Source organism: Cellulomonas timonensis, assembly GCF_900046455.1.
Classification (GTDB): domain Bacteria; phylum Actinomycetota; class Actinomycetes; order Actinomycetales; family Cellulomonadaceae; genus Cellulomonas_A; species Cellulomonas_A timonensis.
Genome location: NZ_FCOT01000010.1, coordinates 299,491 through 312,122, shown reverse-complemented (window position 1 = coordinate 312,122; position 12,632 = coordinate 299,491). Strand labels below are relative to the sequence as shown.

Annotated in this window: 14 protein-coding genes; 5 read left to right on the top strand and 9 right to left on the bottom strand. The window is 73.6% G+C overall.

Annotated features, from left to right (window positions below; all coding sequences use genetic code 11):
• Positions 1 to 32: 32 nt before the first annotated feature.
• A complete protein-coding gene (locus BN3788_RS05060) occupies positions 33 to 515 on the bottom strand; it encodes a MogA/MoaB family molybdenum cofactor biosynthesis protein (protein ID WP_066582712.1) in 483 nt (160 codons plus the stop codon).
• An 89-nt stretch (positions 516 to 604) separates the two neighbouring features.
• On the opposite strand from BN3788_RS05060, the gene BN3788_RS05055 reads away from it, so the two are divergent.
• Positions 605 to 1,375, top strand: coding sequence for a helix-turn-helix transcriptional regulator (locus tag BN3788_RS05055; RefSeq protein WP_082812582.1), 771 nt, complete (start codon positions 605 to 607; stop codon positions 1,373 to 1,375).
• Here BN3788_RS05055 and BN3788_RS05050 read toward each other — a convergent pair.
• Positions 1,366 to 2,073 (bottom strand): alpha/beta fold hydrolase, encoded by a 708-nt coding sequence (locus tag BN3788_RS05050; RefSeq protein ID WP_066582710.1) that lies wholly within the window; start codon positions 2,071 to 2,073, stop codon positions 1,366 to 1,368. The two genes, BN3788_RS05055 and BN3788_RS05050, sit on opposite strands and share 10 nt — an antisense overlap.
• A gap of 105 nt (positions 2,074 to 2,178) precedes the next feature.
• On the opposite strand from BN3788_RS05050, the gene BN3788_RS05045 reads away from it, so the two are divergent.
• Positions 2,179 to 2,670 (top strand): DsbA family protein, encoded by a 492-nt coding sequence (locus BN3788_RS05045; protein ID WP_066582709.1) that lies wholly within the window; start codon positions 2,179 to 2,181, stop codon positions 2,668 to 2,670.
• Between the two features lie 26 nt (positions 2,671 to 2,696).
• Here the strand turns inward: BN3788_RS05045 and BN3788_RS05040 are convergent, their stop codons facing one another.
• Positions 2,697 to 4,412, bottom strand: coding sequence for an alpha/beta hydrolase (locus BN3788_RS05040; RefSeq protein WP_234346488.1), 1,716 nt, complete (start codon positions 4,410 to 4,412; stop codon positions 2,697 to 2,699).
• Complete coding sequence (gene nhaA / locus BN3788_RS05035; RefSeq protein WP_066582707.1) at positions 4,409 to 5,725, bottom strand: Na+/H+ antiporter NhaA; 1,317 nt, start codon at positions 5,723 to 5,725, stop codon at positions 4,409 to 4,411. The genes BN3788_RS05040 and nhaA overlap by 4 nt, the downstream gene beginning before the upstream one ends.
• Before the next feature lie 157 nt (positions 5,726 to 5,882).
• Between nhaA and BN3788_RS05030 the strand changes: the two genes are divergently transcribed.
• Complete coding sequence (locus BN3788_RS05030) at positions 5,883 to 6,695, top strand: SDR family NAD(P)-dependent oxidoreductase (RefSeq protein WP_234346487.1); 813 nt, start codon at positions 5,883 to 5,885, stop codon at positions 6,693 to 6,695.
• A 31-nt stretch (positions 6,696 to 6,726) separates the two neighbouring features.
• Here BN3788_RS05030 and BN3788_RS05025 read toward each other — a convergent pair whose 3' ends face one another.
• Together BN3788_RS05025 and BN3788_RS05020 are read right to left on the bottom strand one after the other, a co-directional pair.
• On the bottom strand, positions 6,727 to 7,170 hold the full coding sequence (locus tag BN3788_RS05025) for an HIT family protein (RefSeq protein WP_066582705.1): 444 nt from the start codon (positions 7,168 to 7,170) through the stop codon (positions 6,727 to 6,729).
• 25 nt (positions 7,171 to 7,195) lie between these two features.
• Positions 7,196 to 7,777 (bottom strand): DUF1697 domain-containing protein, encoded by a 582-nt coding sequence (locus BN3788_RS05020; RefSeq protein WP_066582855.1) that lies wholly within the window; start codon positions 7,775 to 7,777, stop codon positions 7,196 to 7,198.
• A gap of 199 nt (positions 7,778 to 7,976) precedes the next feature.
• Here BN3788_RS05020 and BN3788_RS05015 point away from each other — a divergent pair, with 199 nt between their 5' ends.
• Positions 7,977 to 8,678 carry an alpha/beta hydrolase gene (locus BN3788_RS05015; protein ID WP_066582704.1) on the top strand — a complete coding sequence of 234 codons (702 nt, stop codon included), beginning with the start codon at positions 7,977 to 7,979 and terminating at the stop codon, positions 8,676 to 8,678.
• A 48-nt stretch (positions 8,679 to 8,726) separates the two neighbouring features.
• On the opposite strand, the gene BN3788_RS05010 is transcribed toward BN3788_RS05015, so the two are convergent.
• From BN3788_RS05010 to BN3788_RS05000, 3 genes are all read right to left on the bottom strand, one after another.
• Complete coding sequence (locus BN3788_RS05010; protein WP_066582854.1) at positions 8,727 to 9,296, bottom strand: NYN domain-containing protein; 570 nt, start codon at positions 9,294 to 9,296, stop codon at positions 8,727 to 8,729.
• 107 nt (positions 9,297 to 9,403) lie between these two features.
• Positions 9,404 to 10,855: an endo-1,4-beta-xylanase gene (locus BN3788_RS05005; RefSeq protein WP_066582703.1), complete on the bottom strand. Its 1,452-nt coding sequence runs from the start codon at positions 10,853 to 10,855 to the stop codon at positions 9,404 to 9,406.
• Between the two features lie 117 nt (positions 10,856 to 10,972).
• Positions 10,973 to 11,866, bottom strand: coding sequence for an FKBP-type peptidyl-prolyl cis-trans isomerase (locus BN3788_RS05000; protein ID WP_159066853.1), 894 nt, complete (start codon positions 11,864 to 11,866; stop codon positions 10,973 to 10,975).
• A 247-nt stretch (positions 11,867 to 12,113) separates the two neighbouring features.
• Between BN3788_RS05000 and BN3788_RS04995 the strand changes: the two genes are divergently transcribed.
• Positions 12,114 to 12,620: a flavodoxin domain-containing protein gene (locus BN3788_RS04995; protein ID WP_066582853.1), complete on the top strand. Its 507-nt coding sequence runs from the start codon at positions 12,114 to 12,116 to the stop codon at positions 12,618 to 12,620.
• The last annotated feature ends 12 nt before the right edge of the window (positions 12,621 to 12,632 follow it).

The window sequence follows — 12,632 nt, the reverse complement described above, 5'->3', positions numbered from 1 at the left end:
GGGGACCGGATGGGGCAGTGCCACCTGCTGGCTCAATGGTCGCCGCCGACCAGTTGGTCCAGCAGATGCGGCAGCAGCGGCGCCAGCACCCCCATGCCCTGCTCCACGGCCTTGGTGGAGCCCGGCAGGTTCACCACGAGCGCGCCGCTAGCCGTGACGCCTGCGAGCCCGCGGGACAGCACAGCCGTCGCCACATGGGCCTCGCCCTCGCGGCGCAGCGCCTCCGCCAAGCCGGGCAGCTCGCGGTCGATCACCCCGCGGGTGCCCTCGGGGGTCTGGTCGCGGGGCGTCACGCCCGTGCCGCCGCTGGTGAGGACGACGCGCGACCCGGAGGCGAGGGCCGCTTCCAGGGCCGCGGCGACCGAGGCGGCGCCGTCGGGCACCACGACCGGGTCTGCCACCGTGAGCCCGGCAGCCCGCAGCAAGTCCGCGGCGAGCGGCCCGGACCGGTCCTGCGCCTCACCCCGGGAGCATCTGTCGGAGACGACGATGACGGTTGCCTGCGCGGAGTCCATGTCGCCACCGTAGCGATCATTTGAGCGACCCCACGGCGCCGGGCCGCTGGTCCTAGAAGTGCCCTGACCGGCCATCGGACAATGGACGCATGCCAAGTCAGCCGGTCAGCGCACATCGGGCGCTCGCGTCGGACAAGCGCATGGCCATGGTGCGCATGCTCCAGCGCCTGGGCCGTCCGCTGGGCGCCGACGAGATCGCGCTCGAGGTCGGCCTCCACGTCAACACCGTCCGCGAGCACCTCGACCGCCTCATCGAGTCGGGGCTCGTCACCACCGAGACTGAGCGGCGTCGCACCCGAGGCAGGCCTCGCATCCTGTACAGCGCCACCGCCGAGCTCGAGGAGCCGAACGACGCCCGGGCTCGCGACCAGCTCATCCGGGCGCTCCTCGCCGGGTACTCCACGGCCGGGGCCACCCCTCCCGATGCGGCGGACCGCGCCTGCATCAACGTGCCAGCGGAGCCCGCCGAGCCCGCCGAGGAGTGCGGTCGGGCGTGGGCGGCCCAGCTCGCGCAGGAGTGCCCGCCTCCCGGCCACGCCGAGGTCATCGCGCGTGCGCATGAGGCACGGCTCCAGCTCGACGACCTGCGCCGGCATATGGAGGACCTGGGCTTCGCGCCCGAGGCCGATCCCGACTCGTTGCAGGTGCACCTGCACCGGTGCCCGTTCATCGACCTGGTGGGCCAGTCCTCCGATGTCATGTGCCAGGTGCACCTCGGGCTCAGCCGGGGCGTGCTGGAGCAGCACGACGGGCCGATCGTCGCCGAGTGGCTCGAGCGCTTCGTCGGGCCGCACCACTGCGTCCTGCGCCTCGGCGAGCGCCCCGCGCCGGACCGGCTGGACGGCGCCGCTCACTCCTGAGCCCGCACCGCCGCCAGGACGAGCGCCGCGACGGCGTCGGGCTGGGAGAGGGCGATCGCATGCGACCCCTCGATCTCCACAGTCGTGGCGCCGAGGCGCGCGGCGGCGGCCCGTTGCGAGTCGGGGTGGATCGCGTGGTCCTGCGTGGCGACGGCGAACCATGTCGGCAGGGTCTTCCAGGCGGGCTCCACCTCGAGCACGTCGTTGAGCCCGGCGAGCGCCACGGGGCGCTGGCTCACGGCCAGCAGCGCCGTCTCCTCCTCGGGCAGGTCGGCCGCGAACACGGAGCGGAACTTGTCCCGCTGGATGTACACCTCGGGGCTGTCGCTGCCCGGGTAGGTGCGGGGCTCGAGCGACGTGGCCAGCTCGGGGTCCGGGAACTCCGCCACCGAGCCCAGCGCCGACACGCCGTAGTCGACCCCGAAGGCCGCGACGAGCACCAAGGCCGTGACGTTCGGGGCCTTGCTGCCGGCGTAGGTGGCGACGGGCCCGCCATAGGAATGCCCGACGAGCACCACAGGCCCGTCGACCTGCGACGCGGCGTTCGCGACGTACTCGCCGTCGTGGGTGAGGCCGCGCAGCGGGTTGGCCAGGGCCTGCGCCGTCACGCCCTCGGCGTGGAGCCGGTCGATCACGCGGGACCAGCTCGAGCCATCGGCGAAGGCGCCGTGCACGAGCAGGACTGTGGGCTGCGGCATGGAACCCTCCCGGGGCATCTGGGACATTCCTCACCTGACAGCAGACCAGGCTCCGCGCAGGGCGGCAAGGCGAGCGCCGGGCCATGCTGGGCGGGGAGGTGGGCCATGGCGTCCGACCAGTTCCGCGGTGACCCGGGCGCGGCGGTCACGGTGGTGGAGCACGGCGACTTCGAGTGCCCGTACTGCCGGGCGGCCGCGCCCGTGCTGGCGAGCCTCGTCGAGGGCTCGGGGGGCAGGGTGCGGCTGCTGTGGCGGGAGTTCCCGCTGTTCGAGATCCACCCCCATGCGCTGGCGGCCGCGCTGGCCGCCGAGGCCGCACGAGCGCAGGGGAGGTTCTGGCCGATGCACGACCAGCTCTTCGCGCATCAGGAGGCGCTCGACGACGTGTCGTTGCGGCGCCATGCGCAGAGCGTGGGCGTCGATCCGGAGAGCGTGGTCGGCGCTGCGGCCCAGCAGCACGCCGAGGAGGTGGGCCGGCAGTACCGCGACGGCGTCGAGGCAGGGGTCCGGGGCACGCCCACGCTCTTCATCGACGGGAGGCTGTACACGGGGCGGATCACACTCCCCGACCTCCGGGCGGCGACAGGGCTCGACTGACCGCGGCGCCCAACTGGCCTCTGCGCTCAGCCGGCGTCCGTGGCGTTGCTGCCCGCCGGGTCCACGCTGGAGCGCGCCATCACCTCGCGCAGCAGCGCGGTGTCCTCGTCCGTCCACCCGGGCGGTGGAGCGACGGCCGGCCACGCCCCGGCATAGGCGAGCCGGTAGCGGTGGCCGTGGCCGTCCGGCACGTCCTGCGCCAGGAACAGGTCGATCGTCACATCGAAGAACGTCGCCACCGGGAACCAGCTGACGCTCGGCAGCACATCCGGCCCACGGGGCTCGCGCAGCCAGTCGGGCTCGTGCAGCAGGAGGTCCGGGGACCACCACACGACGCCGTCCGAGGCGTGCTGCACATACAGCACCCGTGGCTGGTCCCACGGCCCGGGCAGCTCCCAGATGTTCGCCACCGACGCCACGTCCGTGCCCCACCGGACCGCGCGCCCGCCGTCGACCACGGGGCTGATCTCCAGCGAGCCCGGGTCGCGGTGGTCGGTGAGGTACGCCCAGTCCTCCGTGAAGCTCGGCGTGCCGACCCACAGCGCGCCGTCGGTGCGGGCCCGCATGTCCTGCAGGCCGGAGAAGGCGCCCTGGCCGCCGTAACTGCCGAGCGACTCCCCGAAGGCCATCAGCAGGGGACGGTCCGCCTCGGGGCGGCTGGACCAGGCGGCGTGCACCGCCTCGAACAGCGCCGTGCCCGCGGCGGGCGGCGTCGACCGGTCGGAGACGAAGCTGACCCAGCTGGGCACGAACGAGTACTGCATCGCGGCGATGGCCGTGTTGCCGCCCCAGCTCAACTCCAGCGCCTCCGACATGGACGGGTCGACCCAGCCGGTGCCTGTGGTCGTGGCCACCACGAGCACTTCCCGGTCCCAGGCGCCTGTGCGGTCCAGCTCGGCGACGACCTGCGCTGCCACGTCCGTCAGCGTCTCGCCGGCCTCCAGGCCCGCGTAGACCCGGACGGGCTCCCGCACCCCCAGCGGCAGGCCGGTGCGCTGCGCGAAGGCCTGGAGCTCGTCGACGCCCGGCCCGCCGGACACGAAGGTGCGGCCCTGCTGGCCCAGCGACTCCCACGACGCCCCCGAGGCGGGCGACCCGCTGCGCTCCGGCTGCGTCGGCTGCTCGACGCCCGGCTCCGTGGTGCGGTCCACGCGCGCGTACGTCGCGCGCAGCCCGCCGATGAGCCAGTGCGACAGCACACCGTCGAGGGCGAGCACCGTCAGCACCGCGATGAGCACCGCCGCGATCGCGCGGCCCAGCACCGGTGGCGCCCAGCGGCCGAGCAGCCGGCCCAGCGCCCGGGCCACGGCGCGCAGGCCCCGGGCGATCAGCACCAGGACGAGCGCGACCAGCACCGCGAGCCCGAGCACTTGGAACGAGTGCGCGGACGTGGGCTGGGGCATGCCGAACATGTCGCGGACCTCGCGCTGCCAAGACGCGCTCTCGGCGAGCGCCAGCGGGACCGTCACCACGGCGGCCAGCGCGAGGGCCCACCACCCGGCCCGGCGCCAGCGCGGGGAGCGTGGCGCGGGCACGCCGATCCGCCGGGCCGCCCAGGCCACGAAGACGCCGACGCCGTACCCGAGGGCGGCGCAGATCCCCGCGGCAGCGCCCTGGAACACGGGTGGACGCGGGATGAGCGAGGGGCCGAGCGTCGCGGCGAAGAGCACCAGGGCGCCCGCCAGCCCGAGCGGCGAGAAAGCCCGCAGGAACGCGAGAGCCCGTGCCCGCAGGCCGCTCACGCGTTGTGCCACGGGGTCGGGGGCAGGGGCGGCGGCTCCTCGGACTCGGGCGAGCACAGCGGCAGGCGCTGCCCCAGCTGCCGCAGCACCACGGTGCCGAGCACGGCCGCCAGCAGCGACCCGGCGAGCACGCCGATCTTGGCCTGCTCGCGCAGCGCGTCGTCGTCGAAGGCCAGCTCGGTGATGAACAGCGCGATGGTGAACCCGATCCCCGCCAGCATCGCCCCGCCCAGCAGGTGGCCGTAGCGGACCCGGCCGGGCAGCTCCCCGAGTCCGAGGCGGATCGCCAGTGCGGACGCCCCGAAGATCCCCACCGCGTCCCCGACCACCAGCGCGACGACGACGCCCACCGTCACGGGTGACGTCACAGCGGTGCGCAACGCCTCGGCGTCGAGCTGGATCCCGGCGTTGGCGAGCGCGAACAACGGGACCACCACGTAGGCGCTCCACGGGTGCAGCGTGCGCTGCAGCCGCTCGCCGGCGGGCACGGCAGCGCGGGCGGCCAGCTCCGTCAGGTGCTCCCGATCGGCGGTGGTCTCCGCCGCGAGGTGGTCCGCGTACCGGGCGACGACGTCGACGTGCTCGCGCGCTGAGGGGCGCACCGGGATGAGCAGCCCCAGCAGCACGCCCGCGAGGGTGGGGTGCACGCCGGCGGCCAGGACCGCGCACCACAACAGCACGCCCGCCACGAGGTACGGGGCCAAGCGCCACACGTGCAGCCAGCGCAGCGCCAGGATGCCCACCAGCACCACGACTGCCGCAGCCAGGGCCCGCATGTCGATCGCGTCGGTGTAGAAGACCGCCATCACCGTGATCGCGCCGATGTCGTCGACGATGGCCAGGGTCAGCAGGAACAGCCGCAGCCGGTCCGGGCAGGCCGGCCCGAACAGCGCGAGGATGCCCAGCAGGAACGCGGTGTCGGTGGACATCACGATGCCCCACCCGTGGGCGGCCTCGGTGCCCGCGGTGAACGCCAGGTACAGCAGCGCCGGGACGGCCATCCCGCCGAGCGCGCCGAGCGCGGGCACCGCCACTGTGCGCTTGTCCCGCAGCTCGCCGCTGGTCACCTCGCGGTGGATCTCCAGGCCCACCACCAGGAAGAAGACGGCCATCGCGGCGTCGTTCACCCAGTGGTGCAGGTCCAGCTCGAACTCCGCGCCGCCGAGGGACAGCCCTGCGGGCGTCGACCACAGCGCCTCATACGCCGCCGACCACGGCGAGTTGGCCCACGCCAGCGCCACGAGGGTCGCGGCGAGCAGGAACACCGCGCTGCCGGCCTCCGTCGTCAGGAAGCGCAGAACCCCGGGGTTCATATTCGGCAACCGCACCCGCAGGGGCGGCCCGGGGCTGGCAGAGACCACCAAGCGACCTCCGTTCGGCGACGCGTGCGTCCAAACTCTCAGGCGCGGGGGCCGCGCGCGAGTCCGGCCCGGCGCCACGCCGCCGCATGCCATGCGCGACGATGGGCGCATGGTCGACACACCTCGGACAGCACTCGTCACCGGCGCCGGGCGGGGGATCGGACGCGCGATCGCCCTCGGGCTCGCCTCCGCCGGATGGTCGGTCGGCCTCGTGGGGCGCACGCGCTCGCGGCTCGACGCGGTCGCCGAGGAGTGCCGGGCCCTCGGCGTGGGCGCGCCCGTCGCCGCCGCCGGCCTGGTGGACCCGGGCGCCGCCACGTCCGCCGTCGGCGAGGTGCTCGAGGCCTTCGCGCCGCACGGCGGCCTGGGCCTGCTGGTCAACAACGCCGGGGTGGTCGAGTCCGCCGAGCTCCCGTTCGCGCAGGACGACCCCGCCGACATGTGGCGGGTCATCGAGGCGAACGTCCGCGGCCCGCTGCTCGTGACCCATGCGGTGCTGCCCGGCATGCTGGCCCGTGGCGCCGGGCGCGTGGTCAACCTGAACTCCGGCGCCGGGCACCGGCCCATGCAGGCCTACACCGGCTACTCCATCAGCAAGGGCGCCATCGCCCGGCTCACCCGCCTGCTCGACGCGCAGTACCGCGACGCCGGCCTGCGCGTCTTCGACCTGGCGCCCGGCGTGGTCCGCACCGACATGACCGCCTCGATGCCCACGCATGACGACCGCACGGAGTGGACGCCCGTGGAGGCGGTCGTCGAGCTGGTGCAGGCCCTCGGCGCCGGTGAGCTCGACGTGCTCTCCGGACGGTTCATGCGCGCCGGCGCCGACACCCCCGCGTCGCTGCTCGCCGAGGCCGAGCGGGTCGTCGCGGCGGACGCCCGGGTGCTGCGGCTCGCCGACCTGGCCGAGCTCCGCGAGTAGCAGCGCCCGGGGCCGGCCCTCGGGTCAGGGATCAGTCGGCGGAGCCGAGAGTGGCCGGGACGTGCTCGCCCTGCCCCTGCGCGCGCAACGTCTCGCGGACGCGCTCGGCGGCGGCGTCGAGCTCCGCGGTGGGCACGTCGTGGCGCGCGTTGGCGAACGTCAGGCTCTGCTCGTCCCACGCCGGGAGCACGTGCAGGTGCAGGTGCGGCACCTCGAAGCCGGCGGTGAGCAGTGCGACGCGCGGGGCGTCCCACGCCTCCTGCTGCGCTCTGCCGATGAGCTGGGCGACCCGCACCAGATGCGCGAGGACGTCCGCGGGCGCGTCGGTGATCTGGACGATCTCCTCGCGCGGCACCACGAGCGTGTGCCCGTCGGTGATCGGCGCGATGGTGGTGAAGGCGACGGCGACGTCGTCGGCCCACACGAAGCGGCCCGGGATCGCCCCGGAGATGATCTGCGAGAACACGGTGGCCATGGCGCCAACCTAGCCCGGACGGCGCTCAGGCACGCGCGCGCAGCAGCTCCTGGAGGGCGAGCACCGTGCGCCAGTTGCGGCCCGTGCCGGGCTGCCCCGCGGCGCGGTCGAGCAGGTCGGGCGTCAACCGGGAGCGGCCGATGCCGTCCGGGTAGTGCACGTAGGCATGGGCGCCGTCCCACACGATGCGCTCGGCGCCGTAGCGGCTCGCGTCGAGTCCCGGGCTCCGCACCGGGTCGGCGTAGAAGACGACGAGGACGTGCCCGGGATCGGCCCGAGCCTCGTCCTCGAAGGGGTTGGCCGCGACCATGGCGTCCCAGCGCGCCGCGGTGCGCGCCACCACGTCCACGTCGAGCGCGAGCCGCTCGCGCAGCCCTGCGGAGACGGCGGTGGCGATCGCGGCGGAATCGAGGCTGTCGGCGCCCTCCGCCGTGACCTCGTTGACGACCGTGCCCTCGTCGACGACGAAGACGGCGTTCCCGCTGTTCAGGTGGGTGGCGACGGCGCGGTGGCCCAGGTGCTCGATGACCGCGCGCAAGTCCGCCATCGGGACTTTGCGCCGTCCGCCCACGTTGACCCCGCGCAGGAGAGCCGTCACCGCTGTCATCTGAGTGAGCATGGCCTCGCGGCGTCGCGACGACAAGCTGGTCGCGGCAGGTGCTCACCAGCGCGCCGGGGGAAGCCGGGCCACGGCGAATGGGTGAATCCTCTGGCGCTCGCAACCCCGTGACCACTAGGAATCCGCTATGTCCCTCTCCTTGCGACCCAGGTCCCTCGCGCTCTGTGTGGTAGCGCTCCCACTCCTCATGGCCGTGTCGGCCTGCGACACGGCGGCAGAGCCGGTCGCGGAGGGCACGAAGCCCGCCGCCACCGAGGCCGCCGGCCCGCGCGCGATCGACACACCCGACTGCGCCCCCGACGGCGCGCGGGCGGTCGTCGCCGGCACGGACGACGACCCGACCATCGTCGTCACGCTTGGCGAGGGCGCCGAGGGCATCGTCTTCGCCCCCCAGTCCGGCGCCGATCACTGCCAGTGGGCTGATGAGCTCGCGCGGTACGCGGGCGAGGGCTACCGCGTGGCGTCGTTCGCCTGGAGCGAGGACGGGGCCGCAGCCGTCGAGGCGGCTGTCGACGTGCTCCGGGGCGAGGGCGCCGAGGACGTCGTCCTGGTGGGCTCCTCGAAGGGCGCCGGATTCGTCGCCGGTGTCGCCGATGACCTGGAGCCCGCCCCGGCGGGCGTGATCGCGCTGAGCCCCGGGGTCGAGATCGAGGGCGTCGACGCGACGTCGGCCAACAGCGCCTACACCGGGCCGCTGCTGGTGATCGCGAGCGAGACCGACGGCTCGATCCGTGCGTCGGAGTCGCGGCAGGTGGCCCGCGCCGACGACCCCAGCACGTACGTCGAGCTGCCCGGCGGCGCGCACGGCGTGGCGATCTTCACCACCGACGCCGGCCCGCAGGTCATCGACCAGATGGACGCGTTCATCGCCGCCGCGTTCGCGTCCTGACCGCCCAGCAGCGGGCGGCCCGTTGTCAGGCCGCCCGCCGCCGGAGGCTCAGAGGTAGCGCAGCGGGTCGAATTCCTCGAGCGGGATGATCCGCAGGCGCGGCAGTTGCACGTTGAAGGCCTTGACGTCGGTCTCCAGGTCGAACACCTGGAGGCCGCGGTCCTGGAGCTGCGCGAGCCCGGCGTTCGTGAACTCCCGGAAGGCGAGCAGGCCGACCCGGCGGTCGTCGCCGAGCAGGTCCTCGACCTCGGGGATGAAGTCGCCGTCATGCGAGGCGAGCAGCACGTCGCCGTCGCGATCGGCCAGCGCCGTCAGGGTGCGCTTGATGCCGATGTCGACGACCTTCTCGTACGACTCCCCGGCCAGGGGGATCGGCTGGAAGCCGATCGCGACGAGGGCCTGCACGAAGGACATCGGCATGGTGCCGTTGGAGGCGTTGAGGAAGAACAGGCCCTTGACCGGGTTGCCCCAGGCGCGCTCGGCGAAGTCGAGGATCCGCTCCCACCGGGGGCGCTGTTCCGGGGTGGGCCGGCCATTGAGGATCGACGAGCCGAGCGTGGCGTCGATGTTCTCGCCGTCGACCAGGACGTAGGTGGTGCGGCCTTCCCCGTTCTGCATCGGCACAGCGTACGACGTGCGACTGCGCGCCGGGCACGGACGGCGCCCCGGACGCGGGACCGCCCGGGGCCCGTATGACGGGGGCCCCGGGCGATCTCGGCATGCGCTCAGGCGACGGTGCAGGCCGCGCCGTTGAGCGTGAACGCGCTCGGGGCCGGGTTCGACCCGGTGTGCGAGGCGTTGAAGCCGAACTGCACGCTGCCGTTCGACGGGATCGACGCGTTCCAGGCGGCGTTCTTCGCGGTCACCTGCGACCCGGACTGCGTGGTCACCGAGCTCCACGCCTGCGAGATCGACTGGCCGCCCGAGAAGGACCACGCCAGCGTCCAGCCGTTGACCGGTGTGCTCGAGGTGTTGGTCACCGTCACGTTGCCGGTGAAGCCGGTGTTCCACTGGTTCACCGAGTAGGCCACCCGGCAGGATCCCGTCCCGGTGGGCGGGGTCGTGGGCGGCGTGGTCGGTGTGACCGTCGGCGTCACGGTGGGAGTGACGGTCGGGGTGGGCGTCCCCGTGGTCCCGCCCAGCGCCGTGGCGATCGCGTTGTACGCGGGCTTGGCGTTGTAGTTGTTGTCCCAGACCAGCGCGGCGCCCTCGCCGGGGAAGACGTCGGGGATCCACGAGTACTTGTCGGTGATGCCCCACAGCGTCACGCCCTGGCAGCGGCTGACCGCCCCGCAGATCTGGAAGACGCGCGAGTAGTCGGCGGCCTGCGCGGCGAGCTTCGAGGAGTCGGACGGCGTCGACATGCGGATGTCGAGCTCGGTGATGCGCACGTCGACGCCCAGGTCGGCGAAGCGCTGCAGGTTCTGCTGCATGGTGGACGGCACCTGGCCGACGATCAGGTGGGCCTGGAACCCGACGCAGTCGATCGGCACGCCGCGCGCCTTGAAGTCGCGCACCAGGTTGTAGATCGCGGTGCTCTTGGAGTTGACGCCGTCCGTCGAGTAGTCGTTGATGCAGAGCTTGGCGGCCGGGTCCGCCGCGCGGGCGGTGCGGAACGCCGTCTCGATGTAGCCGTCGCCGAGCTTCTGCTGGAACACGGACTGCCGGCGCGAGCCGTCGTCGTTGAAGGCCTCGTTGACCACGTCCCACGACGTGACCTTGCCCTGATAGCGGCTGGCGACTGTGGTGATGTGGTTGTTCATCGCGCTCGTGAGTTGCGCGGCGGTGCCCAGGTTGGACACCCAGCCGGGCAGTTGGGAGTGCCAGACGAGGGTGTGCCCATACAGCTCCTTGCCCGTGGTCTGCGCGTAGTTCGCGACCTGATCGGCGGCGCTGAAGGTGAAGTTGCCCTGGCTCGACTCGGTGGCGTCCCACTTCATCGCGTTCTCGGCGACGACGAGGTTGAACTCCGCGTCGGCGATGGCCTTGTACTGCGACTCGCTCAGCCGGTTGGGGTCCAGCGCGAACCCGATGTCCTTGCCCTTCGCGTCGGCCAGCGACTTGAGCGTGGTGGCGGCGACGGAGGGCAGGGCGAACGCGGTGCCGATCAGGAGCGCCGCAGTGGCCACTGCGGCGGCCACGCGGGGTGCTCGAGGTGTGGTGCGGGTCGGTGTCATGGCGGGGAGTCCTCCTCGTTGAGGTCTGGCGATCGCCGTGCAGCCTTGTGTGCACGCCAGGAGGACACCAGGGGTGAATCGTTTTGCATAACGTTGTCCATATCGATGTCGACACCTCTACGGCTGGCCGACCAGGTCCATCACGATCGCCACAGCCGGACTGCCGCCGCCGTCACCGGGCAGCTGGACCAGCACCCTGCTGCCCAGCGGGACGCCCGCCAGGCCGGCGAAGGCGCGGTCGGCAGAGGACACCAGGAACTGCTCCGGAGCGCCCGACTCCCACGAGCTCCCGGCGCTCACCCCGTTCCAGTCGACCGCCGCGTACTGCGCGATGACCGGCCCCGGCGACACCGACGGCCCCGTGCCGCGCGCGAGCACCGTGGTGACGACCTCGGTGGGGGGAGGGGAGCCGGGCGGCACCACGACGCTCGCCGGCCCGCCCAGCGCGCCGGTCACCCGGGGCGCCACGGCGCCGGCCGCGACGGGATCGGGCCACGCGCCCGGCTGGCCGCTGGCCGACCTGCCGTAGGAGCCGACGACGTCCACCACCAGCACCACCGTCTCGTCCTGCGACTCGGCGTGCTGGCCGGCGCCTCCGGGAGCGGCGTACCCGATCTCCGGGGGCACCGACAGCAGCACCCTGGACCCGACGCGCAGCCCCGACAACGCCTCGCTCCACCCCGGCGGCAGGCCCGGCAACGACGCCACGATCGGCGTCCCGTCGTCAAAGGAGCTGTCGAGCTCCGCGCCGTCCCACACCTGGGCCAGGTAGTGCACCAGCACCAGGTCCGTCGGCTCCACCGTGTGGCCGATGCCCGGCGACACCACCTTCGTGGCGAAGCCCCGCGGCGGCGCCGACCCGGGGAAGGCGAGCTCCGGGCGGCTGCCGACCTCGCCGCTGACCGTGGGCATCGCGGCGGACCCGGCGCCGTCGAAGCTCGTCACACAGGAGGTCAGCAGCATCAGGACCGCGAGGGCCATGCCCCACAGGGCGGTGGGTCGAGGGTTCATGTGGGCTCCCGGACGACGGTCCGCCGGTCGGTCCGGCCGGGGGAGGCACGCACCCGGAGGAGCGGCAGCGGGCCTCTTCAGCATGCCCCTTTCCTCCCGGTCCTGCCCGCCACGCCGCAGGCCCGCGCTGGGCGCGTCTGACGTGCGCAGGGACCTCCGGCCCACGTGTGACGGCTGGTCGGGACGGACGATGTTGCACAGAGCCGGGCTGCGGGGGCAGGGCACAGACGAGCAGGAGGTGCACGCGATGAGGATCTTGGTGACAGTGGCGTCCAGGCATGGAGCCACGCGTGAGATCGGCGCGGTGGTGGCGCGAGTGCTCAACGAGGCGGGCCACGCGGTCGACGAGCTCGACCCGGAGCAGGTCACGGACGTGCGCGACTACGACGCGGTGGTGCTCGGCTCGGCCGTCTACACCGCCCATTGGCTCCCGGCGGCCCGCGCGCTCGCCGAGCGGTGCGCGCACGACCTGGCCGAGCGGCCCGTGTGGCTGATGTCCTCCGGGCTGGCCACCCAGCCGGCCGCGTCGGCGAACTCGCCGCATGAGGTGAACCAGATGCGCGAGAGCCTCGGCGCCCGCGCGCACCGCAGCTTCGCCGGTCGGCTGATCCGCAGCGAGCTCACGTTCGCCGAGCGGGCGCTGATCTCCGGAGCGCGTGCCCGCGAGGGGGACCACCGCGACCTCGACGCCGTGGCGGCGTGGGCGGCGCAGATCGCCGAGGAGCTCGCGGTGCTGACGCCCGCGCGCGCCTGAGCGGCGGCGCGA